We start from the raw sequence: 22,953 nt of genomic DNA, 5'->3' as shown, positions 1-22,953 counted from the left end.
CACAGTGGAGTACAACCTGCCGCAGATCATGCCAAATCCTAGACGCGACGGCGCCAAAGTGGCAGCGTAAGGGGCATGGCGGATTCAGGAATCAACCCAACGGCAGCAGCTCTACTGGGGCTGCTCCACGAAGGACCAATGACCGGCGGCCAGTTGATGGCCGCCGCCGAGCGGCGACTCGCACCGTACTGGTCGATGACCCGGAGCCAGGTCTACCGGGAACTCCCGGTGCTGGCCGACCAGGGTCTGGTCCGGCTCGGCAAGCCCGGCCCGCGCTCCAGCCAGCCGTACGCGATCACGGCGGCCGGAAAGCGGACATTCTCCCGCTGGCTGACCGACGTGCCGGGGCGCGACACGGTGCGCAACCCGACCGCACTGCGGGTCGCCTTCGGCGAGCAGCACTCGGCGAACCAGCTGCGCAACCTCTACAGCGGGGCGAACGAGTACCACACCGAGGCCCTCGCGATGGCCCGTGAGCAGGCCAAGGACGCCAAGAAGGCCGGTGACTCGTACGGCGCCGCGGCGCTCGAGTTCGCCGTCCAGTACCACAAGGCGGCGCTCTCCTGGCTGAAGACGGCACCGGCCAGTTGATCTCCTACGGGGACCCGTCGCTGAGGTAGTGGGCCGCTTGCGCTGACGGTCGCTATTGTTGACAGTTGTGACCGCTGCCGATTACGCCGACCAGCTCAAAGACCTCGATGCCACGCTACGCAGCATCGAGGCAGTCCTCGATGTCGACCGGCTGCGCCAGGACAAGGTCAAGCTCGAAGAGGCGGCCTCCGCGCCCGACCTGTGGGACGACCAGGTCAAGGCCCAGGAGGTCACCTCCCAGCTCTCGTACGTCAACAGCGAGATCGAGCGGCTGGGCAGCCTGCGCAGCCGCCTCGACGACGCCTACGTCCTGCTGGAGCTGGCCGAGGCGGAGGACGACCCCGGGGTGCTCGGCGAGGTGGAGACCGAGATCGGCGGGCTCGGCAAGGCCATCCAGGAGATGGAGGTCCGCACCCTGCTCTCCGGTGAGTACGACTCGCGTCAGGCGCTGGTCGCGATCCGGGCCGGTGCGGGCGGGGTGGACGCCGCCGACTTCGCCGAGATGCTGCTGCGCATGTACCTGCGCTGGGCGGAACGGCACGGGTACCCGACCGAGGTCTACGAGACGTCGTACGCCGAGGAGGCGGGGCTGAAGTCGGCCACCTTCGCGGTGAAGTTCCCGTACGCGTACGGCACTCTCAGTGTTGAGTCGGGCACTCACCGGCTGGTCCGGATCAGCCCGTTCGACAACCAGGGGCGGCGGCAGACGAGCTTCGCCGGTGTCGAGGTGCTACCCGTCACCGAGCAGACCGACCACATCGACATCGCGGAGAACGAGATCCGGGTCGACGTGTACCGGTCGTCCGGGCCAGGTGGACAGAGCGTGAACACGACCGACTCTGCGGTACGGATCACACACATCCCCACCGGCATCGTGGTCACCTGCCAGAACGAGAAGTCCCAACTGCAGAACAAGGCGTCCGCGATGCGGGTGCTGCAGTCGCGGCTGTTGGAGCGCAAGCGCCAGGAGGAGCAGGCCCGACTGGCCGGGCTCAAGACCGACGCGGCCGGCTCCTGGGGTGACCAGATGCGCTCCTACGTGCTGCACCCTTATCAGATGGTGAAGGATCTGCGAACTGAGCAGGAGACCGGCAATCCGACCGCGGTCTTCGACGGGGAGCTGGATGGCTTCATCGAGGCGGGAATCCGCTGGCGCAAGCAGCGTCAGCTCGCTGGCGAGGTGGCCTGAGCGATGGCCCGCCGGGGCGCACCCAGCGCCGACGGCGGGCCACTCCTTTCCGACATTGCGGGCCGATTGATGGCCCGTGGGGCTTGGACTTTTCGTTACACCGCGTAGACTCACGACCCGTGATTCAGCTTGAGCAAGTGACGAAGACGTACCCGAAGGCGTCCCGGCCATCGCTCGACGACGTGTCGGTCTCGATCGAGAAGGGTGAGTTCGTCTTCTTCATCGGTCCCTCCGGATCCGGCAAGTCGACGATCATCAAGCTGCTGCTGCATGAGGTGACTCCCAGTAAGGGCAAGGTTGTGGTCAACAGCCGCGACGTCACCGGCATGCGCTCCTGGAAGATCCCGAACTTCCGACGCTCTATCGGCTGCGTCTTCCAGGACTTCCGGCTGCTGCCCAACCGCACCGCGTACGAGAACGTTGCCTTCGCCCTCGAGGTGATCGGCAAGACCAAGGCGGTCGCCCGCCGGGTCGTGCCCGAGGTGCTGGAACTGGTCGGCCTCGGCGGCAAGGAGCACCGCTACCCGCACGAACTGTCCGGTGGCGAGCAGCAGCGGGTGGCGGTGGCGCGGGCGTTCGTGAACCGGCCGCTGATCCTGCTGGCCGACGAGCCCACCGGAAACCTCGACCCGGACACGTCCATCGAGATCATGCGTCTGCTGGACCGGATCAACCGCACCGGTACCACGGTCGTGATGGTTACCCACGACTCCAACATCGTCAACCAGATGCGCCGCCGCGTCATCGAGATCGAGAGTGGTCGCATCGTGCGCGACCAGGCCCGTGGCGTCTACGGCTGAGCCCCGGCGCTCAGACGGCCGACCCGGCCCTGACCTGACGACGAACGACCCTCTGCGGAGATCCGGAAGGAACCCCCGATGCGCGTGAAATACGTCCTGTCCGAGGTATTGGTCGGACTGTGGCGCAACGTGACGATGACCATCGCGATGATCATCACGATGGCCGTGTCGTTGACGATGCTGGGTGCCAGCGGCCTGATGTACCTCCAGGTCGACACCATGAAGGACTTCTACTACGACAAGATCGAAGTCGCGATCTTCCTGAAGGTCGACATCCCGGACGATCAGCGGCTGGGCCTCGAGGGCGAGCTGAAGAGCGACCCGCTGGTGGAAGAGGTCCTCTTCGAGTCGGGTGAGGACGCGTACAACAAGTTCCGGACCATGTTCCAGGACGCGCCCGACCTGGTGAACGCGGTCAAGCCGGAGCAGCTCCCCGAGTCGTTCCGGGTGAAGCTGAAGAACCCGGAGGAGTACCAGGCCGTCTACGACAAGTACAAGGACACCGAGGGCGTCGACGAGATCGTCGACCAGCGGCGACTTCTCGACAAGATCTTCAACATCCTCAGCGCGGTGCAGAAGATGGGCCTGGTAGCCGCCTCGATCATGGCGATCGCCGCCCTCCTCCTGGTCGGTAACACGATCCAGGTCGCCGCGTACAGCAAGCGCCGCGAGGTCGCGGTCATGAAACTCGTCGGTGCGTCCAACTGGTTCATCCAGGCACCATTCGTGCTCGAGGCGGTGGTGGCCGGTCTCATCGGTTCCCTCATCGGCTTCGGCGCGCTGGTCCTGGGCAAGGTCTTCCTGCTGGACGGCTCGCTACGGGACCTGACCGACCTGCTCACCCCGATCGAGTGGAGCCGGGTGCTGCTGATGCTGCCGCTGATGGCCGGCGCCGGCTGTCTGGTCAGCGCGGTCACCGCCTGGGTCACCCTCCGCTTCTACCTGCGGGTCTAGCTTCCGGTACGGGTCGCGTTCGCCCCGTTCGGGGTGTAATCGGACACAAGGGCCTTCGGTGGCGCGAAAAGCGCTAACCGGAGGCCCTTGTGCACGAGGTAGCATTGCGCGGCCGTCAACGGAGTCCGGCGGCCGTCAACGCAGCGGAGAGGGGTGGCGCGGATGCCACGGGAGAAGGGGCGCAAGGTCGTCGCCTCCAACCGGAAGGCGCGCCACGACTACGCCATTCTTGACACGTACGAGGCGGGCATGGCGTTGACCGGCACCGAGGTCAAGTCCCTGCGCGCCGGCCGCGCCTCGCTGGTCGACGCCTTCGCCCAGGAGCGCAGCGGGGAGCTGTTCCTGCACGGGATGCACATCCCGGAGTACACCCAGGGCACCTGGACCAACCACGAGCCCCGCCGTACCCGCAAGCTGCTGCTCAACCGGATCGAGATCAACCGGCTGCTCGGCAAGCTGAAGGAGAGCGGCCTGACCCTGGTCCCGCTCTCGGTCTACTTCAACGACGGCTGGGCGAAGGTGGAGATCGGTCTCGCCCGGGGTAAGAAGTCGTACGACAAGCGCCAGGACCTGGCCAAGCGGGACGCCGACCGGGAGATCGCCAAGGCGGCCGGCCGGCGCGGCAAGGGCATGGACTGACCTGACCTGGGGCAACGCGCCGGGACGGGGATCCGGAATTAACCCGGTGGCGCGAGGCGTTAAGGTTGGGGTGGCTGCCACGTCAGGTGGCCCTGTCTAGGGGGTGACTGGTTTCGACTTCGTACGCTGCGTCAGGGGAAGCGAGCCGAGGAAGCCGACGTCGTCTCGAGAATCGGTCGTCGGAAACCAATAAGCGCCAAGCAAAATCGCGCTGACTTCGCTCTCGCCGCCTGAGGCGAGTAGCAAGTCTGTCGGCCTGGGAGTGCCTTCGTCCCAGTCTGCCGGCATCAGCTAGAAGGCTGGCCAATCGAACCCGGTCGCGGGGTTCGTGCGGCGAGATTAATCAGCGACTGGGCCCGTCACACCAACTCGCTCGCGTGATCGGTGGGGCCGAGTAGAGGCATAGCGAGCTGCGCTCGGAGAAGTCCTGACAATCCGACGAAGGACCCGGGTTCGATTCCCGGCACCTCCACCAGCGCTCTGCGCCCCGGTCTCCGGACCGGGGCGCAGAGTCGTTTTACCCGCTCTGTGCCCCGGAGGGGTTCGACCGGGGACGGATCGAGCACTCCGGGGGCTGGACACCGGCGGGGTGGTGGACTCACCATCAGCTCAGGCGGTAGGCGCTCAAGGAGGTGCGTCATGGTGACCGGCCCGATTCAGCACCCGGTGGCGGCGTTCCCGACCGGCGACCCGATCGCCCTGCGCGCGGCGCGGCGGCACCGGGTCACCCTGCTCCGCGAGATCCACGCCTTCGAACAGGCCCTGGCCGGTCCGGCCGACGATCCGGACTGGCGACACCGCGTCGCGCTCCGGCTGGACGGGCTGCGGGGCGAGTTCACCGAGCACGTCAGGCTGACCGAGGGACGGTCCGGGCTCTACGCCGAACTGCTCGACCGGGCACCACGGCTGGCCCGGACCGTACATGTGCTGCTGCGCGAGCACGCCGCGGTGGCCGCCGTACTCGCTGCGCTGCAACGGCGGGCGCAACTGCCCGAGGCGACCACGGAGGAACTGCGCGGCTGGGCCGGTGACCTGCTGCGGGAACTGTCCCGGCACCGACAGCGCGGGGCCGACCTGGTCTACCGGGCCTACGGCACCGACATCGGTCGCCCGAGCTGACCGGGCCGGGCCGGGTCGTCCCGGTCGGAGAGGTCCGACGCGCCGAGGACCGGGTGTACGGAACCCGACACCGCCGGACGACGTCTGATCGACATGCGACGTTTTCCCGCCCCGCTGGGCCTAGCGATGTTGTTGACCCTCGCCGCATGCGCACAGCCGGACACCTCGACCGGATCCGCCGCACCGGACCGCCGGGAGGAGGCGTTCCAGCAGCGGGCGACCGAGGTCGCGGCGGCCTGGCAGGCGGCGGTACCACCGGACTGGCGCAGCGGGTACGTCCCGTTGCAGGAGCCGACCGTGGTGCCCGCCGACGCCAGGCTCGGTGAGGACACCAAGCAGGCCCTCATCGCGGGGTGGTACCGGGAGCGGGCACCGCTGCCGTCCGCCGTCCCGGCCGACGGCATGATCGTCTTCCCGGACGGGAGGCTCACCGTGCCGCTGGTGAGCGCGGAGGCCGCGTACCGCCAACTCGACCAGGGGGACCCGCCGCCCTGTCCGAAGGGTCCGAAGCTCCCGCCGCCGCCCGTACCGGCCGACAGCGGGCCGGACGGCTCGGTCAGCGGACCGGCGATGATCGCCTGCACCCCGCTCACCGTCACCAAGGTCGAGCTGGGCACGACCACCATCCGAACCAGCCGGGGCGAGGCCACGGTGCCGGCCTGGCTGTTCACCATCGACGAGATCGCCGCCCGGATCGCCCGGGTCGCGGTCGCCGCGAGCGCGACCGGGACCCCGCCGGAGCCGCCCGCCCCCGCAGGCACCCCGGCCGAGGGGCTGGTGGGCGCGCAGGACCTGGTCGAGACCGACGGATCCAAACTGACCTACCGGCTCGGCGTCGGCGCCTGCGACACCGAGGTCACCCCACTCGTACGGGAACAGGGCGACCTGGTGCTGCTCGGCGGTACGGCAGTCCGCTCCGACGGCATCTGCACCGACCAACTGGTGCTGCAACCGGTCACGGTGACCCTGGAGGCGCCGCTTGCCGCCCGTACCGTGCTCGACGCCGCCTCCGGACGGCCGCTGATCCTGACCACGGCCCGCTGATCCTCCTCGGCGGCCCGGTCCGGGCAGCCGCGCTCGCGCGGCGCGCCCTGATCCGCCGGCGGTCTCCCTGCCGCTGGCGGATCAGGGCAGTTCGATCGGCAGGGTGATCCCGTCCAGGCTGTGCGCGCAGGCACAGGAGCGGTCCAGGGGCAGCGTCGCGACCGCGTCGAGGAGCAGTTCGCGCAGCCGTTCGGTGTTCTCCCCGAAGACCCGGAACACCTCCTCGTGGGTGACGCCCTCGCCACCCTCCACCCCGGCGTCCAGGTCGGTGACCAGGGCGACCGAGGTGTAGCAGAGTTCCAGCTCACGGGCGAGTACGGCCTCCGGATGCCCGGTCATGTTGATCACCGAACCGCCGATCGCGGTGAACCACCGGGACTCCGCCCGGGTGGAGAAGCGCGGCCCCTCGACCACCACCATGGTCCCGCCGTCGTGGGCGTCGATGCCCTGCCGCTGCGCCGTGGTCAGCACCGCACGCCGACCGTCCGGGCAGTACGGGTCGGCGAACGACACGTGCACCGCACCGGTGTCGTAGTACGTCTGCTCCCGGCCGCTGGTCCGGTCGATCAACTGGTCCGGGACCACGAACGTGCCCGGCCCCAGTTCCGGCCGCAGGCCGCCGACCGCGCACGGGGCGAGGATCTGCCGTACGCCGAGCGAGCGCAGCGCCCACAGGTTGGCCCGGTACGGGATCCGGTGCGGCGGGTACCGGTGATCGCGCCCGTGCCGGGGCAGGAACGCCACCGGTCGGCCGGCGATCTCGGCGATCGTGATCGGGTCGGACGGGGCGCCGTACGGGGTCTGTACGGCGTGCTCGGTGGCACCGTCCAGGAGGGCGTAGAGGCCGGAGCCTCCGATGATGGCAAGCTCTGCGTGTGCACTCACGGGCCTACCCTGCCATCCCCGAGCGCTCCGGTCACCGGTAGCCCTGCCCCACACCGTTCGGCGCTGTTACCGGCAAGTGGACCACTGTCGGGACGATCCGGACGGTCCGGCTTATCGCCGGTTGCTCAACTCGCACTGGCCGTCCAGACCTTAGCCAGCGACAGCCGTGCAAGCTATGGTGCGAGGCATGGCGTTGACTGCGCGCATGGTCGCGTTTGACGGTGTGGATCCGGTATGGCCGACGGTGTTCGGCCCCTCCCGTGACTGCGCCTCCGAGTAGAGATGTCCGGCGTACAGGGTGAGGGGCAGGCGATCGGGGGGCGCGCCATGGCGTCGATGACCGGGCAACTGCTGGTCGCGACCCCGTCTCTGAAAGATCCCAACTTCGACCGTACGGTGGTGCTGCTGGTCGCGCACGAGCCCGGCGGCGCCCTCGGGGTGGTGCTCAACCGCGCCACCGAGGTGCCGGTGGCCGACGTGCTCGGCGCCTGGGGCAGCCTGGCCGGTGAGCCCGCGGTCCTGTTCGAGGGTGGGCCGGTGCAGCCGGAGTCGGCGATCTGCCTGGCCCGGATGCGCACCCCGGTACGCCGGGTGAAGGGCTTCCACCAGGTCTCCGGTGCGGTCGGCACGGTGGACCTCTCCGTCGACCCGGAACGGATCGGTGACGCGGTCTCCGGAATCCGGGTCTTCGCCGGCTACTCGGGTTGGTCACCGGGGCAACTGGAGGCGGAGATCGAGAGTGGGTCGTGGTTCGTCCTGGACGCCCTGCCCGGTGACGCGTTCGTCGACCGGCCGGACGACCTGTGGCCGATGGTGCTGCGTCGCCAGGGCGGCATGATGGCCGCGGTGGCCCACTTCCCGCCGGACGTGGCCCTGAACTAGCTGGTCGGGGGCGGGTTGCCGGAGGCGACCCCCTCGGAGATGACCTAGCAGCGGGGCATGTGTAATATTGCGCGAGTGCCCGAGAGATCGGGCAGGCAAGACAGAGCGGTTGAGCAAGCTAGGGGCCGTGGCGCAGCTGGTAGCGCACCACACTGGCAGTGTGGGGGTCAGGGGTTCGAGTCCCCTCGGCTCCACCCTAGGGCGATGCCCTGGTCGAAACCCATCCGGGTCGACCAGGGCATTGTTGTTTTCGGTGGCAGGTGTGGCGTCCCGATCGTCCACCCGCGATGGAAGTCGCGGGTGGACGATCTGCGGTCCTTTCAGCGGTGGCCGGACGAGCCGTGGTGTCGGTCGTACCCGGGCGGACGGGCGGCGGTCAGGCGGCCACCGGGGCCACGGCCGGTACGGCGCCGGTGTCGCCCGTCGAACCGCCGGCACCGCTCGTGGGACGTACCCGGTCGGCGTTGTGCTCTTCTTCCGGGTGCACCGGCGGTGCCGGCTCGATCGCGGCCAGCCGCCAGCAGAGTACGGCGACGACGAGCAGTCCCACACCGGTGACGATGAGCGGGACGATCGGACCTGTCGCCGGTTGCCAGTCGCCGCCGAGCGGGTTGTAGCTTGCCGGCGAGGCCATGGGCGGGATGCCGCGGGTGTACCGCGCCTCGGCGACGAGCAGGGCGTAGAGCTGGATGGGCACCGTGATGACGATGATCGCCCGTACGGCCAGCGCGGTCTGCCCGGTGGTCAGGGTGCCGCCGCGGGTGATGATCCAGGCGGCGAGCAGCAGCGCCCCGCTCAGGACGGGCAGCAGGTAGCGGCCCTGTCCGACGAACCCACCGGTCGCGTCGGCGTTGACCGCGTCGAGTACGGACGCGACGCCCACCGCGCCACCGACGACGATGAGCAGTCGCCACCGGTCGACACCGCTGCCGACCAGTGCCGCGAGGAGCAGCAGCGCTCCGGCCGGCAACTGCCACAGGACGTACGCCGATCCGGACAGGTGTACGTCGAGCCAGCCGAGTTCACCGACCATCTGGTCCATGAGCTGTGGCCAGCGACCCACCACGTGCACCATGATCTGGCCGGGACCGAAGCCGGCCGGTGTGCCCCCGGCGAGTTTGCTCGCCTTCATCACGACGATCCACAGCACCGACAGCACGCTGACGACCGTGACGACCAGGGTGGCGATCCGCAGCGACCGGTCGACGACCAGGCGGCGCAGGTTGGCCCAGCGCAGCGGGAGCAGCAGGGCGCCGAGCGCCAGGGCGAGCCAGGCCGGACCGCCGCTGCGGACACTGACCAGGATGGCGGCGCTGATCACGACGAGGGTGAGCATCCAGGTGGGCGGCCGGTCGTCCCGAGGACCGGCGAGGACGGACAGGCCGGCGGCGAAGAGCAGGATGCCGGCGGCGATCTCGACGCCGTTGGGGTTGACCGCGCCGGCCATGTTGATCGCGATCGGGCTCGTACCGAGCAGCAGCGCGCCGAGGAGCAGGGGGCGCCGCGAGCGGACGATGCAGACCACCGCGAAGGCGAGCAACGCGGCGGCGACCAAACCGGTGAGCAGCCGTACGCCCATCACCCCCCGCATGTCGGGCCAGATCTTGAGTGGCAGCCCGACCGCCGCGTAGTACACCGGGTTGTACCGTCCCGCCGGGTTGCCGACCTCGACCGGGGTGAGGTCACGGCCGTCCGGGGCCTTGGCACAGGCTGCCGACACCTCGGGACGCATCTGCCAGCAGATGTCCGCCGCCTTCACCAGGCTCGCCGGCACCTTGTGGAAGGCGCCGGTGCCGAGCGAGGCCGCCTCCGGCTTCAGGAACACGTCGCCGCTCACGACGCCGTACGCACGGTAGATGTGCGCTATCTCGTCCGCGTTGCCGTTGTACGGGCTGGCGAGGGACCAACCGGTGATGACGAGGAAGAACCCGGCGAACGCCAGGGACCAAAGCCGTGGAAGGTGCAACTCACACTCCGAGTTAGGAGGGATGTCGGCACCTGTTCCGGCCGACGCCCGGCGGGGCGCGATGTTATCAGGGTCGGACGTTCCTGAAGGGGCGACGGCCCAGCTCGGCGACGGGTCCGTCACCGCGCGGGTAGGCCTCGGCTCGTGTGGAAACCGCCGCCTACGGGGCGACGACCGAGTTGTCGGTCACGTCGATGATCCTGATCGCTTCCATCGGGCACGTCTCCGCGGCCTCGACGACGTCGTCGTCCGGGTCGAGCAGCTCGGCCCGGGGACGTGCCCCGTCGTCGGTGAGTTCGAACCGGCCCCGCGCGATGGACACGCAGTTGCCGGAGGACACGCAGGCGTTCGGGTTGACTGAGACCCGCCACCGGGTAGTGGCCACGGCTTCCTCTCCGATCGTCCGATCCGATGCCCCGTGACGGTGCTCAGTCGCGGGCTGCGCGCAGCGGCTCCCACCAGGCGCGATTGGCGCGGTACCAGGCGACGGTCTCGGCGAGGCCCTCCGCGAACCCGATCCGTGGCCGGTAGCCCAGCTCCGCCGTGATCTTCCCGTCGTCGACCGAGTACCGCCGGTCGTGGCCCTTGCGGTCCTCGACCCGGCGGACCCGCTCCCACCCGCACTCGCAGGCGCTGAGCAGGTGGTCGGTGAGCTGGCTGTTGCTCAACTCGGTGCCGCCGCCGATGTTGTAGATCTCACCGGGCCGGCCGCCGGCCAGCACCAGGGCGATGCCGCGACAGTGGTCGTCGACGTGCACCCACTCGCGGACGTTGTTCCCGTCGCCGTAGAGCGGCACGGTCCGCCCGTCGAGCAGGTTGGTGACGAAGAGCGGGATGACCTTCTCCGGGTACTGGTACGGCCCGTAGTTGTTGGAGCTGCGGGTGATCATCACCGGCAGTCCGTGCGTACGGTGATGGGCCAGCGCCAGCAGGTCCGACCCGGCCTTCGTCGCGGAGTACGGCGAGTTGGGCGCGACCGGGCGGCGCTCGTCCCAGGAGCCCTCGTCGATCGATCCGTACACCTCGTCGGTGGAGACGTGCACGAACCGGGAAACCCCGTGCCGGTGGGCGGCGTCGAGCAGGGTCTGCGTGCCCTGCACGTTGGTCCGGGCGAACTCGGCACCACCGTCGATGGAGCGGTCCACGTGGGTTTCGGCCGCGAAGTGCACCACGGCGTCGTGGCCGGGGACGACCGTGTTCACCAGCCGGGCGTCGCAGATGTCGCCGGGCACGAACCGCAGGCGTGGATCGTCCGCCACCGGCTGGAGGTTCGCCCGGTTGCCGCAGTACGTCAGCTTGTCCAGGACGGTGACCTCGGCGCCGTGCAGGTTGTCGTACTCGCCGTATTCGCCACCGAGGGTGGCGCGGACGAAGTGTGAACCGATGAATCCGGCTCCGCCGGTGACCAGGATCCTCATGTCCGCTCAGTCCAGCGCGTACGCGATTTGGGTGAGGTACTGGCCGTAGTCCGACTGGCGCATTCCGACGCCGAGTTGGTAGCAGGTTTCGGCGTCGATGAACCCCATCCGGAGGGCGATCTCCTCCAGGCAGGCCACCCGTACGCCCTGCCGCTTCTCGATGACCTGCACGTACTGGCTGGCCGCCAGGAGCGAGTCGTGGGTGCCGCAGTCGAACCAGGTGTTGCCCCGGCTGAGCCGGATCAGCCGTGCCCGGCCCTGCTTGAGGTATTCCAGGTTGACGTCGGTGATCTCCAGTTCGCCACGGGCCGACGGGGTGAGCCGGCGGGCGATGTCGACCACCTCGTTGTCGTAGAAGTAGAGGCCGGTGATGGCGCTGTTGGAGCGCGGGCGCAGCGGCTTCTCCTCGATCGAGACGAGCATCCCGTTCTCGTCGATCTCGCCGATGCCGTACCGGCTCGGGTCCGAGACGGGATAGCCGAAGAGGGTGCAGCCGTCGAGCGAGGCCACGCACTGCTGCAGCCGCTGGGCGAATCCGGCGCCGTGGAAGAGGTTGTCGCCGAGGATCAGCGCGACCGGGTCCGGTCCGATGTGGTCGGCGCCGATGACGAACGCCTCGGCGATGCCCCGTGGCTCCTCCTGGGTGGCGTAGGAGATCCGGAGGCCGAGCTGGGAGCCGTCGCCGAGCAGGGCGCGCATGAGCGGCACCGTCGACGGCGTCGAGATGATCAGGATGTCCCGGATGCCGGCCAGCATCAGCGCGGAGAGCGGGTAGTAGACGAGGGGCTTGTTGTAGACGGCGAGCAGTTGCTTGGACGTCGCCAGGGTCAACGGGTAGAGCCGGCTTCCGGTGCCGCCGGCCAGGATGATTCCCTTCATGCCAGCTCCGTTCGTCGGGGATTCCAGTATTGGCTTGTGACCCCTTGGGAAAGGTCTCCTGTATTGCGGCGTTCCGTGGTGAGATGCGCAATCCGGAAGATGCCGCCGACCACCGCCGCCGCCACGCTGTAGCGATGACGCAGACACGCGAACCCGGGCCGTGGCCGACTCGTGGGGACGGGGAGCCGCCGCTGGTCGCCGTACTCGGGGCGTCCGGTTTCGTGGGGTCGGCGGTGACGGCGGCCCTGGCCCGCCGCCCGGTCCGGCTGCGGGCGGTCGCCCGCCGGCCGGTCACGGTGCCGCACGGCGCGGTCGCCGAGGTCGAGACGTACGCCGCCGATCTCACCACCCCCGGTGCCGTCGAGGCGGCCGTGGCGGACGCCGACGCGGTGGTCTTCCTGGTCCTGCACACCTCCGGCTGGCGTGGCGCCGACCACGACCCGGCGAGCGAGCGCACCAACGTGGGGGTCCTGGACGACCTCGTCCGGACGCTGCGCAGCCGCCGTCTGCCGGCCCCGGCGGTGGTGTTCGCCGGGTCCACGTCGCAGGTCGGCCTGCCGCCCCGGGTGCCGATCGACGGCACCGAGACCGACCACCCGGCAACCGCCTACGACCGGCAGAAGCAGGCCGCCGAAGGACTGCTCCGCGCCGCCACCGCCGAGGGTGTGCTCCGGGGCGTGTCCCTGCGGCTACCGACGATCTTCGGACCGGCCCCGGCTCCGGCGGCACCGGACCGTGGGGTCGTGGCGGCGATGGCCCGCCGGGCACTCGCCGACGAGCCGCTCACCGTGTGGGCCGACGGCGCGGTCCAGCGCGACCTGCTGTACGTGGACGACGTCGCCGAGGCCTTCGTGGCGGCCCTGCACCACGCGGACCTCCTCGCCGGCCGGCACTGGCCGCTCGGGACAGGAGTCGGAGTGAGCCTGCGGGACCTCTTCGGGACGATCGCGGAGGTCGTCGCCGGGCACACCGGCCGACCCCCGGTCCCGGTTGTCTCCGTACCGCCTCCGGCGCAGGCCACCGGGACCGACGCGCACAGCATGGTGGTGGACGCGTCGGCGTTCCGGGCGGCCACCGGGTGGCGTCCGCTGGTCCCGCTCCGGGAGGCGTTGGACCGTACGGTCACCGCCCTCGTGCACCCGACCCGGACGGCTTCGGCGTCGGGGTGAGCGCCGCCTCGGCCCGCAGGCTCGCCGTGTAGTCCGGCAGGATCCCGGCGGCCAGCGCCTCGGCCAGTGTCGGCGCCAGCCGGTCCCGCTCGGACAGCAGCGGCGTGATCTCCCGGGGGATCGGCAGCGACAACCTCGGGTCGAAGGGGGAGACGGCGAGTTCGTTCTCCCGTCGGTACTCCGTGGAGAGCAGGTACGTCATCACCGACTCGTCCTCCAGGGCGACGAACATGTGGCCGACCCCGACCGGGAGGTACACGGCCGGGAAGTCCTCGCCGCCCATCACCACCGTGTCGTGGGCGCCGAACGTCGGGCTGCCCACCCGCAGGTCGACGACGACGTCGAGGACCCTGCCGCGCGGGCAGTAGACGTACTTGGCCGTACCCGGTGGGGTGGTGGTGAAGTGCACACCCCGGACCACGCCCCGGCGGGACGAGCTGTAGCTGCACTGGGCCACCGGAAACAGCGGGTACCCGACCGCCTCGACGAACACCGACTGCTGGTACGGCGACAGGAAGACACCGCGCTCGTCCGGGAAAGCCGCGGTGGTGAAGGCGAAGGCCCCACCGATCGCCAGTTCCCGCGCGTGTTCGGACATGGTCAGCTCCGTCTCGTGTGTGGTCAGCTCACGTGTACGTGCGGCACGTACCGGATCCATTTCCCGCCGGCCTCGCGGAACCCCTGCTCCTTCGCCATGATCTCGTCGGCGTGGTTCCAGGCGAAGAGCAGCGCGTAGGCCGGGTACGGGTCGGCGAAGGCCGCCGCCGGTCGGACCGGGATGTGCGTGCCGGGCGTCAGCCGCCCCTGCTTCGCCGGCGTGGTGTCGCAGACGAACGAGACCAGGTCGGTCCCGATACCGCAGAAGTTGGTCACCGTCGCGCTCTTGGCGGTGGCCCCGTACCCGACCACCTCGTGCCCCTCGTCCCGCAGCCGCTGGAGCAGAGCCCGCAGGTCGTCGCGGATCCGCGCGGTCGCGTCGGCGAAACGTCGCAACGTCGCCGGGTCGGCGAGCCCCTGCGCCTCCTCGGCGGCGATCAGCTCGGCGACCGCGTCCGACGGCGTACGCGCCCCGGCCCGCGCGATGGTGTAGCGGACCTCGCCACCGTGTACGGGAATCCGCTCGACGTCGACGAGTTCGAGGCCGAAACGGGCCACCATCGCCCGGACCGACCGGGCGGTGAAGAAGAAGAAGTGCTCGTCGTAGATCTGGTCGAACGATGTCTTCGCCACGATGTCCCCGAGGTACGGGTCCTCGAAGACGAACACCCCGTCCGGGGCGAGCAGCGTGTCGACACCCTCCAGGATCGACCGCATGTACGGGATGTGGCAGATCGTGTTGGCCGCGAAGATGGCGTCGGCGGGCCCGTCGTCCGCCCGTACCCTGGCCGCGGTGCCCGCGTCGAAGAACTCGTTGAGCACCCGTACCCCGTGCTCCATCGCCGCCGCCGCGACCTTCCCGGACGGCTCGAAGCCGAGGTGGCGCACCCCGGCGGCGCGGATCGTCTTCAGCAGCACACCATCGTTGCTGCCGATCTCGACCATGAACGGGTCGGGCTTGGCCAACGCCGTCGCGAGAAAGCCACGGGCCGTCTCCTCGAAGTGCGCCCGCATCACCGACGACCCCGACGAGTAGTACGGGTAGTCCTCGTGGAACATCCGCTCGCGCGGCACCTGCTCGACGAGCTGCACCATCGTGCACGAGTGGCACACCCCGACGGCGAGCCGGTAGAAGAACTCCTCCGGTACGTCGCGCTCGGTCAGGAAGGCGTCCGAGAGCGGCTGCCGCCCGAGGTCCAGGAACTCCTCGACCGAGCCGTCGCAGACCTGGCACGTGGTGGTGGTGGACGCGGGCGGGGCCGAGTCGGCGGTAGGCATGATGGCTGTGCTCCTCGGTCGTTGGCGGCGGGGAAAAGCGGCGGGACTAGAGGGATCCGAGGACCTCGTGCAGGGCCTCGATCACCTGGTCCTGGCGGGCGCGTGGCAGCGACGGGTACATCGGCAGGGAGAAGATCTCGTCGGCCAGCCGTTCGGTCACCGGCAACGAGCCGGTGGCGTAGCCGAGGTGCGCGAACCCGGTCATCGTGTGCACCGGCCACCGGTAGCTGATGTTCAGCGCGATGTCGTACCGCTGGAGCCGCTCGATGATGTCGTCGCGGCGCGGGTGGCGCACCACGTACACGTAGTAGACGTGGTCGTTCTCCGGCCGGACCGAGGGCAGGACCAGGCCGCCGGGGCCGGTGAGGTCGGCGAGCCCCTCGGCGTACCGTTCGGCGATCTCGTTGCGTCCGGCGATGTACTCGTCGAGCCGGCGCAGCTTGCGGCGCAGGATCTCGGCCTGGACCTCGTCGAGGCGGCTGTTGTGGCCGGGGAGTGCGGTCACGTAGTAGACCGTCTCCATGCCGTAGTACCGCAGCCGGCGCAGCGCGCGGTCGATGTTCTCGTCCCGGGTGAGCACCGCGCCGCCGTCGCCGTACGCGCCGAGAACCTTCGTCGGGTAGAACGAGAACGCCGCCGCGTCACCCATCGTGCCGGCTAGTTGGCCGTGGTGGCGGGCGCCGTGCGACTGGGCGCAGTCCTCCAGGATCGACAGGCCGTGCTCGCCGGCCAGCCGCCGCAGCGGGGCCATGTCGACGCACTGGCCGTAGAGGTGCACCGGGAGCAGGGCCTTGGTCCGTGGCGTGATGGCGGCGGCCACCAGGTCGGTGTCCATCAGGTAGTCGTCCTCCTGGACGTCCACGAAGACCGGGGTGGCGCCGGCGCCGACGATGGCGACCACGGTCGGTGCGGCGGTGTTCGAGACGGTGATCACCTCGTCGCCGGGGCCGACGCCGAGCGCCTCCAGGCCCAGCTTCACCGCGTTGGTGCCGTTGTCGACCCCGGTGCAGTGCCCGCCACCGTGGTAGCCGGCGAACTCGGACTCGAAGCTCGACACGCTGGCGCCGAGCACGAGCTGCCCCGACTCGAACACCGTCTCGACCGCGTCGATGATGTCCACCCGTTCCTTCTCGTACTCGGGCAGGTAGTCCCAGACTCGAGTGGTCATGGCCGCCTTCCGGTTCGTACCAACGGGTGTCGCGGGGATGTTGACGTACGTTGATCTCCGGCTCTCATCGTCACACCCGCTCGCGGGGCGGGGCATCTTCCGTGTTGCCCACCGGGGTGGGCACCGCCCGAGCGCTCACGTAGTCGTTGTCCCGCCGCAGCCGCAGAGCCTGCGCGGTGAGGTAGTTGACGCCGTCCGGGTACGTGTACGGCTGCATGAACCAGCCGGCGCGTACGTCCCGGACGAGCCGGGCCAGCGGGTGCGCCGCCGAGTACGCCATCCCGCCGACGATCGTGAGGCTGTCGTTGACGATGCCCAGCGACATCTTGTTGACGATCATTTTCGCGTACTGGAACGGGGTCATCATCCGCCGGCCCCGCTCGGCCGGGTCGCCGCTGTGGTCGGCGGAGGCGGTGTCGGCGTCGGTGAGCGCGGTCGCGGCGGTCGCCCGGAGCGCGAAGAGGCGGGCGTCGATCTCCGCGAGGAGGGTGGCCGCCGCGGCCGGCGGCTGGCCGGAGCCACCCGCGCACCGGGCCACCGCGATGTCCCGGGCAGCCTGGGAGATCCCGGTGTAGATGCCGAGCATGGTGATCGAGCTGACCGTCTGGCCGGCCAGGACCGCGTCGTTCCGGCCGCCGAGAGATCGGCGGGGGAGCACGTCCTCGTCGGAGACCGGGCAGTTGTCGAACGCGATGTCGGCCGTGCCGGAGGCGCGCATGCCGAGGCCGTTCCAGTCGGTGAGCACGGTCAGACCGGGCGTGTCCCGGGGCAGCATCGCGACGGTCAGCATCGGCGGCTCGCCGTCGACCCGCGTCTGCGCGTGCACGAAGAAGTGGGTGGCGATCGGCGTCATGCTGACCAGGGTCTTGCGGCCGGACAGCGACCAGCGCCCGGAGCCGTCCCGGGTGAGGGTGGTGACCGCCGAGGGATGGTCCTTGACCGCGCCGCAGACCGCCGCCCTGCCGCTGGCCATCGAGCGCAGCAACTGTTCGGCCATCACCCGTACCGGTGGTGTGCCGTTGCGCCACTCCCAGGTGAGGGTGAGGCCGCGGCTGAGCTGGACGTGCCAGGCGAGCGCGGTGGAGGCGTCGGCCTCGGCCACGGTGGCGAGCGCGGTCGCCACGTCGTGCAGCCGGGTCACACCCAGGCCGCCGAGTTCGGTCGGCACGGTCGCGCCCATCAGGCCGTTCTTGGCGAAGGCGGCGAACGTCTCGACCGGGAAGGCGGCCAGGCGGTCGTTCTCCTCGGCCTCCGCCCGGATCTGCGGTACGTACGGGGCGGCGAGGTCGAGCAGCACGCGACCCTCCGCCGTCAGCGGCGAGCGTAGGGCACCGCCCCCCGCCTGCCGCGGGTGCTGTGTCGACATCGCGTCTCCTTCCGTGATGGTGGGTGCCGGGCGCGGAACGGCGGGGGTCAGAACCGGACCGCGCCGGCGTTGATGACGGCAAGCAGGGTCCGGGCCTGGACGTTGACGTACCGGCTGTACCGGGCCAGGGAGGTGAGCTGGCCGGGGGTGACCCAGCGGTAGCCGGGCGGCGGCTGCGCGGGCGCCTGATCCTCGTCGGCGTCCACGACCAGGTACCGGCTCTCCGCCCGGAGGAAACGCCCGCCCTCCTCGCAGTGCCGCGCCGAGTAGCGCAGCCGCGCCGGGGTGGCATTCATGACCGTGTCGAGGAAGGGCGAGCGTTGCCCGGTGAGCGGGTCGGTGAGGTCGTGCGGCTGGCACTGGACGGTCGGGCCGAGTTCGATCACGTCCAGCAGGCCACCCTCGGCCCGGGCGTTCACGAGCAGGTGCGGCACCCCGCCGAAGGAGCGGGACAGGAACGCGTGCACACCCGGACCCTCCGGCTCGATCAGCGGCTGGGTCCAGGCCGTCACCTCACGGCTGCCCGCCTCGACCGCGACCGCCACCACCCGGAAGTACCGGTCCCGGACGTGTCCGAGGGACGCGTCGCGACGGGGCCAGTCGGCCAGCCGGGACAGCGGGACGAGCCGGGCACGCAGGCGGGACCGGGACCGCTCGGTGGTCAGCCAGGACAGCAGGTCGGTGTCCGAGTGCAGCGCGCCGGCCTCGGCGTACGCGGTGGGCGCGCAGGCGAGCACGGTACGGGCGTCCATGTTGACGACGTTGTCCAGGCGCAGGAGTTCGCCGATCTGGCCCAGCGTCAGCCACCGGAAATCGTCGTCCGGCGGCACGTCGTCGAGCGTCTCGACGATCATGTTCCGGTTCGACTTGTGGAAGAACCAGGACCCGTGTTCGGACTGCAGGACGTCGGCGAGCACCCGGTGCCGGTCGAGGTTGCTGAAGAATTCGAGGTACTTCACCGCACTGCCGCCGTGTACGCGGGTGTAGTTGCTGTGCGTGGCCTGGACGGTGGGGGAGAGCTGGAGCAGGCCGGTGTTGCCCGGCTCCATCTTGGCCTGCATCAGGAAGTGCAGTACGCCGTCGAACTCCTTGGCGAGGATGCCGAGGATGCCGATCTCCGGCTGGACGATGATGGGTTGCTGCCAGATCGGCGTCGGGTCGTCCTCCGAGCTGACCTCCAGGCCCTCGACGGTGAAGAACCGGCCGCTGCGGTGCCGGAGGTTCCCGGTGGTCGCCTCGAAGTCCCACCGGTCGAGCTGGGTGAAGGGGATCCGCCGGACCCGGAACTCGTGGGCCAGGCGGCGCCGCGCGAACCACGCCGGAAAGTCGGCCGTTTGCAGGGCGGCACCGGACGTGGCGGCGGCGGAGCGGGCGAACCGGCCGGGGAGTTCGTTGTCCTCGCGCGCCTCGAGAAGGGCATCTGTGGCCATCCGAAGGATCTCCCTCTCATGGGGTTCGCCGAGGTCGCATCGCCAGGGCAACTCCAGCCTGCCGGCAGGTCGACGGCCGATCCACTTCGTCGTTGCCCTCCGTCAGGGGGCGGCGATTCCTCGACGGGCACGGCGACGCCCCGGCCGGGCGGACCGGCCGGGACGTCGGAACCGTTAAACGGCGCCGGCGGGAACCGGGGCCTTCTCCAGGACCACGTCGAGCGTCTTGTGGCCGTTCATGATGAAGGTGCCCTGCGACTCCAGGTCGTCGGGCGTGACGGCGAGCTGGATGTCGGGGAAGCGTTCGAACAGCGCCGGCAGCGCAATCTTGGCCTCCAGTCGGGCCAGCGGCGCCCCGAAGCAGTAGTGGGTGCCGTAGCCGAAGCTCAGGTGCTCCTTGTCGGCCCGGGTCACGTCCCACTCCTCGGCGGTCTCGCCGTGGACGGCCGGGTCGCGGCCGATCGCGCCGTACCCCATCAGGATCGGGTCACCCTTGGGGACGATCGTGCCGTCGATTTCGAGGTCCTCGACGGCGAACCGCAGCGGCAGCATGTTGAGCGGGGACTCCAGCCGCAGCGTCTCCTCGATGACGTCGTCCCACGAGGCGCGGCCGTCCGCCACCATCGCCCGCTGCTCGGGGTGGGTCAGCAGCTTGAGTACGGCGTGCGTCACGAGGTTCATCACCGTCTCCGAGCCCGCGCCGAGCGCGACGAACAGGGTGCCGATGAGTTCGTTGTCGGTGAGCCGGTCATCACCGTCGCCGAGCAGCAGGTCGGTGGTGAGGTCGTCCTGGGGGTGCGCCCGCTTCGAGGCGATGAGCTTGCCGAACTGCTCGTGCCAGTCGCGGATGTTGGCTTCCGCCTCCTCGGGCGTGAGGGAGGAGTCCGGCGTCTTCTCCCCGCCCCGGAGCACCGCGGCGCGGTCCGCCTCCGGCACGCCGAACAGGTCGCAGATGATGGTCGCCGGCAGGGGGTACGAGAAGTTGCGCTTGAGGTCGACCGTCTCACCGGGCGGCGTCTCGGCGAGCCGGTCGAGCAGGCCCGCGACGGTGCGCTCGATGTACGGCTGCATCGCGCGCACCCGCTTCGGGGTGAAGGCCTTGACCACCGGGCGGCGCAGGCGCTGGTGCTCCTGGCCGTACGCCGTGGTCATGTTCTCCATCGTCGGCCAGCTCGCCAGCGGCCAGTCGGCACCGATCTCGCCGCTGATCCAGGCGGGCCAGTGCATGCGTGGGTTCTTCGACACCTTGGGGCTGTTCAGCAGCTCCATCGCCAGATCGTGTCCGACGACGACCCATCCACGGACATTGCCCGGAAGCTCGACCATGGCGATGCCCGATCCCTGCTCCCGCAGTGCCTGCGCCTCAGCGTGCACGTCCTGACCGGTCACGTCGAGCTTGTACGGGCAGCGGCCTTCCATCCGAACCTCCTGGGAATAACGCGGTTGTCTTGTTGGGTCCTTTTCGACCGTACGGACACTGTTCGGCGGCCGGCATCTTCGACGTTGCGGGCCGTTGCGGCGGCCCGGTCCCCGGTCCGTATTCGAAATCCGGGCACGAACATGCCGGACACCCCGCCGGGTGACGGGGTGCGCGGCAATGCGGGGATCTGCTTCAGGAGGGCGTGTTGACCGGGCTGTTCTGGTAGGCGGCGAGGCGCCACTGTCCGTCGTCCTTGATCACGATCCAGGTGGCGCGGATGGCCCGCTCCGGCGTGACCTCCGCGTCGCCCGGGGCGAGCACACCGCCCTGGGTCACGACGATTCCGAGGTCACCGTGAACGCGCAGGTCGATGGGTTGCCCGGTCACCCTGGTCCCCTTGAACGGGCCCTCGAACGCCTGGCTCATGTACGCGCGGATGTCGTCCTGGCCCTTGAGGAACAGGCCCGGCAGGATCAGCGTGCCGTCGGCCGTGAAGACACCGGCGAAGGCGGCCGCGTCCTGCTTGGCCCACGCCTCGACGACGCGCTGCGGGACGGCCGCGATCGCGGCCTTGTCGGTAGAGACCTCGGTGGTCATCGATGACTCTCCTCTGTGGGGAAAAGCGGTCAAGCGCATTCACCGTGCGCGCACCGATGGCGTCCACGGCGGTCCCTCCAGTCTGCACACACGACTGGTCCGAAGCTTCTTCCGTAGTGCTCGTACGCACCGCATTCCAGGAGATGCGGTGGTCAAAACGCGGATGGGAGGGTTGACGGGCACGTCCGATTCACATGCGTGTGACGCTAAATGACCTGGTGGAGAGGAAGTCGATGCGGGTTCTTTTTGTGACCGTGCCGTTCAAGACGCACCTGTACGTGTTCGCGCCGATGGCGTCGGCGTTTCGTACCGCGGGACACGACGTCCGATTCGCCACCGCACCCGATCTGACCGACGCTATCGGGGCGATCGGGTTCATGGGCGTACCGGTGGGTGGAACCATTCCGATGGACGTGATGATGTCCTCGACCGAGCCGGATCGGGGACCGGACCGGTCGAACCTGCCGGTGTACCGACCGGCCCAGACCGACTACCGGAAGGTGAAGGACCCCTTCACCGAACTGGAGTTGACGGCCTTCGGGTCCAGCACCCTCTACCACCACGAGGACATCTACGAGGACCTCGTACAGCTTGCCTCCGACTGGAAGCCCGATCTGGTGCTCAGGGACCCGTTCATGTTCGGCGCCGGTCTCGCGGCCCGGGTGTCCGGGGCGCTCGACGCACGGCTGTTGTGGGGCGCGGACACGCTCGCGCAGCTCCGCGCCGACTGTTACGGCGAGGGCGGCGGGCTGCACCGCAGCGAGGGCAGGCCGGACCCGCTGCGCGACTGGCTGGCGCCGATCTACGAGCGGTACGGCTTCCCCTTCGACGAGGAGGTCCTGCTCGGAGAACGTACGGTGATCGGCTGGCCGACGTGGACGTGGCGGCCGAAGGACGTCGACTACATCCAGTCGCGCCCGATCGCGTTCCACGGTCCGCACAAGGTCGAGAAGTGGATGTTCGAAAAGCCGGAGCGTCCCCGGGTGTGCATCACCCAGGGTGTCTCGCACCGGGACTTCAACTTCGGCCAGACCGGGGCCGCCGAGACGTTGTTCAACGCGGTCGCGGATCTCGACATCGAGGTCATCGCGACGTTCAACGCCAAGCAACTCGGCTCCGCGTCGATTCCGGACAACGTCCGCGTGTTCGACTTCGTGCCGCTCAACGCGCTGCTGACGACCTGCTCGGCCGTCGTGCACCACGGCGGGTACGGCACGATGGCCACCGCCCTCGAACTGGGTGTTCCGCAGCTCGTGGTGCCCAACATCTACTGGAACGAGAAGTGGTGGGCGTCGGTCGCGCTGGCCAACGGGCTGGAGGAGCAGGGGGCGGGCGCGTACGTCGCCGACGCCGACCAGCTCACCCCCGAACTCCTGCGCGAGTATCTGGTCAAGGCGCTGACCGACCCGGACATGATCTCCAATGCCCACCGGTTGCGCGACGAGCATCTGCGGACACCCACCCCGAACGACACCGTCGCCGTCTTCGAGAAGCTGGTGGCGCAGCGGAAAGCGGGCGGAGGGACCGGACCGCTGACGTGATCTCCGGGATCGTCGCGAACC

Annotated in this window: 22 protein-coding genes, 1 tRNA gene and 1 other RNA gene; 12 read left to right on the top strand and 12 right to left on the bottom strand. The window is 69.7% G+C overall.

Features of this window, described 5'->3' with window-relative positions:
• Nucleotides 1–75: 75 nt before the first annotated feature.
• The 8 genes from OIE47_RS07845 (at nucleotide 76) to OIE47_RS07810 (ending at nucleotide 6,336) form a co-directional block, all read left to right on the top strand.
• Entirely contained in the window at nucleotides 76–591 is a 516-nt protein-coding gene (locus OIE47_RS07845; protein ID WP_326560839.1) for a PadR family transcriptional regulator, read from the top strand.
• Between the two features lie 67 nt (nucleotides 592–658).
• The gene (gene prfB, locus OIE47_RS07840; protein WP_326560838.1) at nucleotides 659–1,780 is read left to right on the top strand and encodes a peptide chain release factor 2; all 1,122 of its coding nucleotides are present in this window, start codon (nucleotides 659–661) and stop codon (nucleotides 1,778–1,780) included.
• 119 nt (nucleotides 1,781–1,899) lie between these two features.
• Nucleotides 1,900–2,580, top strand: a complete 681-nt coding sequence (gene ftsE / locus OIE47_RS07835; protein ID WP_326560837.1) for a cell division ATP-binding protein FtsE — start codon at nucleotides 1,900–1,902, stop codon at nucleotides 2,578–2,580.
• Between the two features lie 78 nt (nucleotides 2,581–2,658).
• A complete protein-coding gene (gene ftsX / locus OIE47_RS07830; RefSeq protein WP_326560836.1) occupies nucleotides 2,659–3,534 on the top strand; it encodes a permease-like cell division protein FtsX in 876 nt (291 codons plus the stop codon).
• A 162-nt stretch (nucleotides 3,535–3,696) separates the two neighbouring features.
• On the top strand, nucleotides 3,697–4,173 hold the full coding sequence (smpB, locus tag OIE47_RS07825; RefSeq protein WP_326560835.1) for an SsrA-binding protein SmpB: 477 nt from the start codon (nucleotides 3,697–3,699) through the stop codon (nucleotides 4,171–4,173).
• A gap of 99 nt (nucleotides 4,174–4,272) precedes the next feature.
• Nucleotides 4,273–4,648, top strand: a transfer-messenger RNA (tmRNA) gene (gene ssrA / locus OIE47_RS07820).
• Between the two features lie 164 nt (nucleotides 4,649–4,812).
• Entirely contained in the window at nucleotides 4,813–5,292 is a 480-nt protein-coding gene (locus OIE47_RS07815; RefSeq protein ID WP_326560834.1) for a hypothetical protein, read from the top strand.
• Nucleotides 5,293–5,385: 93 nt separating this feature from the next.
• Nucleotides 5,386–6,336, top strand: a complete 951-nt coding sequence (locus OIE47_RS07810) for a hypothetical protein (protein WP_326560833.1) — start codon at nucleotides 5,386–5,388, stop codon at nucleotides 6,334–6,336.
• 81 nt (nucleotides 6,337–6,417) lie between these two features.
• Here the strand turns inward: OIE47_RS07810 and OIE47_RS07805 are convergent, their stop codons facing one another.
• Nucleotides 6,418–7,221: an S-methyl-5'-thioadenosine phosphorylase gene (locus tag OIE47_RS07805; RefSeq protein WP_326560832.1), complete on the bottom strand. Its 804-nt coding sequence runs from the start codon at nucleotides 7,219–7,221 to the stop codon at nucleotides 6,418–6,420.
• A 282-nt stretch (nucleotides 7,222–7,503) separates the two neighbouring features.
• Between OIE47_RS07805 and OIE47_RS07800 the strand changes: the two genes are divergently transcribed.
• Nucleotides 7,504–8,103 (top strand): YqgE/AlgH family protein, encoded by a 600-nt coding sequence (locus OIE47_RS07800; protein ID WP_326560831.1) that lies wholly within the window; start codon nucleotides 7,504–7,506, stop codon nucleotides 8,101–8,103.
• A 121-nt stretch (nucleotides 8,104–8,224) separates the two neighbouring features.
• Nucleotides 8,225–8,297 (top strand) — tRNA-Ala (locus OIE47_RS07795).
• A gap of 182 nt (nucleotides 8,298–8,479) precedes the next feature.
• Here the strand turns inward: OIE47_RS07795 and OIE47_RS07790 are convergent.
• The 4 genes from OIE47_RS07790 to rfbA form a co-directional block, all read right to left on the bottom strand.
• The gene (locus OIE47_RS07790; protein WP_326560830.1) at nucleotides 8,480–10,069 is read right to left on the bottom strand and encodes a DUF2142 domain-containing protein; all 1,590 of its coding nucleotides are present in this window, start codon (nucleotides 10,067–10,069) and stop codon (nucleotides 8,480–8,482) included.
• 160 nt (nucleotides 10,070–10,229) lie between these two features.
• On the bottom strand, nucleotides 10,230–10,454 hold the full coding sequence (locus tag OIE47_RS07785) for a ferredoxin (RefSeq protein ID WP_326560829.1): 225 nt from the start codon (nucleotides 10,452–10,454) through the stop codon (nucleotides 10,230–10,232).
• Between the two features lie 43 nt (nucleotides 10,455–10,497).
• The gene (gene rfbB, locus OIE47_RS07780; RefSeq protein ID WP_326560828.1) at nucleotides 10,498–11,487 is read right to left on the bottom strand and encodes a dTDP-glucose 4,6-dehydratase; all 990 of its coding nucleotides are present in this window, start codon (nucleotides 11,485–11,487) and stop codon (nucleotides 10,498–10,500) included.
• A 6-nt stretch (nucleotides 11,488–11,493) separates the two neighbouring features.
• Nucleotides 11,494–12,366 (bottom strand): glucose-1-phosphate thymidylyltransferase RfbA, encoded by an 873-nt coding sequence (gene rfbA / locus OIE47_RS07775; protein WP_326560827.1) that lies wholly within the window; start codon nucleotides 12,364–12,366, stop codon nucleotides 11,494–11,496.
• 134 nt (nucleotides 12,367–12,500) lie between these two features.
• Between rfbA and OIE47_RS07770 the strand changes: the two genes are divergently transcribed.
• Nucleotides 12,501–13,535 (top strand): NAD-dependent epimerase/dehydratase family protein, encoded by a 1,035-nt coding sequence (locus OIE47_RS07770; RefSeq protein ID WP_326560826.1) that lies wholly within the window; start codon nucleotides 12,501–12,503, stop codon nucleotides 13,533–13,535.
• On the opposite strand, the gene OIE47_RS07765 is transcribed toward OIE47_RS07770, so the two are convergent.
• The 7 genes from OIE47_RS07765 to OIE47_RS07735 all read right to left on the bottom strand — a co-directional run bounded on the left by OIE47_RS07765 (nucleotide 13,489) and on the right by OIE47_RS07735 (nucleotide 21,391).
• The gene (locus OIE47_RS07765; RefSeq protein WP_326560825.1) at nucleotides 13,489–14,133 is read right to left on the bottom strand and encodes a dTDP-4-dehydrorhamnose 3,5-epimerase family protein; all 645 of its coding nucleotides are present in this window, start codon (nucleotides 14,131–14,133) and stop codon (nucleotides 13,489–13,491) included. The genes OIE47_RS07770 and OIE47_RS07765 overlap by 47 nt on opposite strands.
• Before the next feature lie 23 nt (nucleotides 14,134–14,156).
• Complete coding sequence (locus tag OIE47_RS07760; RefSeq protein WP_326560824.1) at nucleotides 14,157–15,410, bottom strand: class I SAM-dependent methyltransferase; 1,254 nt, start codon at nucleotides 15,408–15,410, stop codon at nucleotides 14,157–14,159.
• A gap of 46 nt (nucleotides 15,411–15,456) precedes the next feature.
• Nucleotides 15,457–16,578 (bottom strand): DegT/DnrJ/EryC1/StrS family aminotransferase, encoded by a 1,122-nt coding sequence (locus tag OIE47_RS07755; RefSeq protein ID WP_326560823.1) that lies wholly within the window; start codon nucleotides 16,576–16,578, stop codon nucleotides 15,457–15,459.
• A gap of 70 nt (nucleotides 16,579–16,648) precedes the next feature.
• Nucleotides 16,649–17,944: an acyl-CoA dehydrogenase family protein gene (locus OIE47_RS07750; RefSeq protein WP_326560822.1), complete on the bottom strand. Its 1,296-nt coding sequence runs from the start codon at nucleotides 17,942–17,944 to the stop codon at nucleotides 16,649–16,651.
• A gap of 47 nt (nucleotides 17,945–17,991) precedes the next feature.
• Complete coding sequence (locus tag OIE47_RS07745; protein ID WP_326560821.1) at nucleotides 17,992–19,374, bottom strand: NDP-hexose 2,3-dehydratase family protein; 1,383 nt, start codon at nucleotides 19,372–19,374, stop codon at nucleotides 17,992–17,994.
• 174 nt (nucleotides 19,375–19,548) lie between these two features.
• Entirely contained in the window at nucleotides 19,549–20,793 is a 1,245-nt protein-coding gene (locus OIE47_RS07740) for a cytochrome P450 family protein (protein ID WP_326560820.1), read from the bottom strand.
• A gap of 193 nt (nucleotides 20,794–20,986) precedes the next feature.
• Nucleotides 20,987–21,391, bottom strand: a complete 405-nt coding sequence (locus tag OIE47_RS07735) for an SgcJ/EcaC family oxidoreductase (protein WP_326560819.1) — start codon at nucleotides 21,389–21,391, stop codon at nucleotides 20,987–20,989.
• A 233-nt stretch (nucleotides 21,392–21,624) separates the two neighbouring features.
• Here OIE47_RS07735 and OIE47_RS07730 point away from each other — a divergent pair, with 233 nt between their 5' ends.
• Nucleotides 21,625–22,932 (top strand): nucleotide disphospho-sugar-binding domain-containing protein, encoded by a 1,308-nt coding sequence (locus OIE47_RS07730; RefSeq protein WP_326560818.1) that lies wholly within the window; start codon nucleotides 21,625–21,627, stop codon nucleotides 22,930–22,932.
• Nucleotides 22,933–22,953: the final 21 nt, after the last annotated feature.

Source organism: Micromonospora sp. NBC_01796 (genome assembly GCF_035917455.1).
Lineage (GTDB): Bacteria > Actinomycetota > Actinomycetes > Mycobacteriales > Micromonosporaceae > Micromonospora_G.
This window is presented reverse-complemented; position numbering and strand designations above follow the sequence as displayed.

Excerpts from the sequence above, each read along its gene's own strand:
- OIE47_RS07845 (WP_326560839.1), top strand. The coding sequence starts at position 76 with ATGGCGGATTCAGGAATCAACCCAACGGCAGCAGCTCTACTGGGGCTG.
- ftsX (WP_326560836.1), top strand. The coding sequence starts at position 2,659 with ATGCGCGTGAAATACGTCCTGTCCGAGGTATTGGTCGGACTGTGGCGC.
- smpB (WP_326560835.1), top strand. The coding sequence starts at position 3,697 with ATGCCACGGGAGAAGGGGCGCAAGGTCGTCGCCTCCAACCGGAAGGCG.
- OIE47_RS07815 (WP_326560834.1), top strand. The coding sequence starts at position 4,813 with ATGGTGACCGGCCCGATTCAGCACCCGGTGGCGGCGTTCCCGACCGGC.
- OIE47_RS07810 (WP_326560833.1), top strand. The coding sequence starts at position 5,386 with ATGCGACGTTTTCCCGCCCCGCTGGGCCTAGCGATGTTGTTGACCCTC.
- OIE47_RS07800 (WP_326560831.1), top strand. The coding sequence starts at position 7,504 with ATGTCCGGCGTACAGGGTGAGGGGCAGGCGATCGGGGGGCGCGCCATG.
- rfbB (WP_326560828.1), bottom strand. The coding sequence starts at position 11,487 with ATGAGGATCCTGGTCACCGGCGGAGCCGGATTCATCGGTTCACACTTC.
- rfbA (WP_326560827.1), bottom strand. The coding sequence starts at position 12,366 with ATGAAGGGAATCATCCTGGCCGGCGGCACCGGAAGCCGGCTCTACCCG.
- OIE47_RS07770 (WP_326560826.1), top strand. The coding sequence starts at position 12,501 with ATGACGCAGACACGCGAACCCGGGCCGTGGCCGACTCGTGGGGACGGG.
- OIE47_RS07765 (WP_326560825.1), bottom strand. The coding sequence starts at position 14,133 with ATGTCCGAACACGCGCGGGAACTGGCGATCGGTGGGGCCTTCGCCTTC.
- OIE47_RS07760 (WP_326560824.1), bottom strand. The coding sequence starts at position 15,410 with ATGCCTACCGCCGACTCGGCCCCGCCCGCGTCCACCACCACCACGTGC.
- OIE47_RS07755 (WP_326560823.1), bottom strand. The coding sequence starts at position 16,578 with ATGACCACTCGAGTCTGGGACTACCTGCCCGAGTACGAGAAGGAACGG.
- OIE47_RS07750 (WP_326560822.1), bottom strand. The coding sequence starts at position 17,944 with ATGTCGACACAGCACCCGCGGCAGGCGGGGGGCGGTGCCCTACGCTCG.
- OIE47_RS07745 (WP_326560821.1), bottom strand. The coding sequence starts at position 19,374 with ATGGCCACAGATGCCCTTCTCGAGGCGCGCGAGGACAACGAACTCCCC.
- OIE47_RS07740 (WP_326560820.1), bottom strand. The coding sequence starts at position 20,793 with ATGGAAGGCCGCTGCCCGTACAAGCTCGACGTGACCGGTCAGGACGTG.
- OIE47_RS07735 (WP_326560819.1), bottom strand. The coding sequence starts at position 21,391 with ATGACCACCGAGGTCTCTACCGACAAGGCCGCGATCGCGGCCGTCCCG.
- OIE47_RS07730 (WP_326560818.1), top strand. The coding sequence starts at position 21,625 with ATGCGGGTTCTTTTTGTGACCGTGCCGTTCAAGACGCACCTGTACGTG.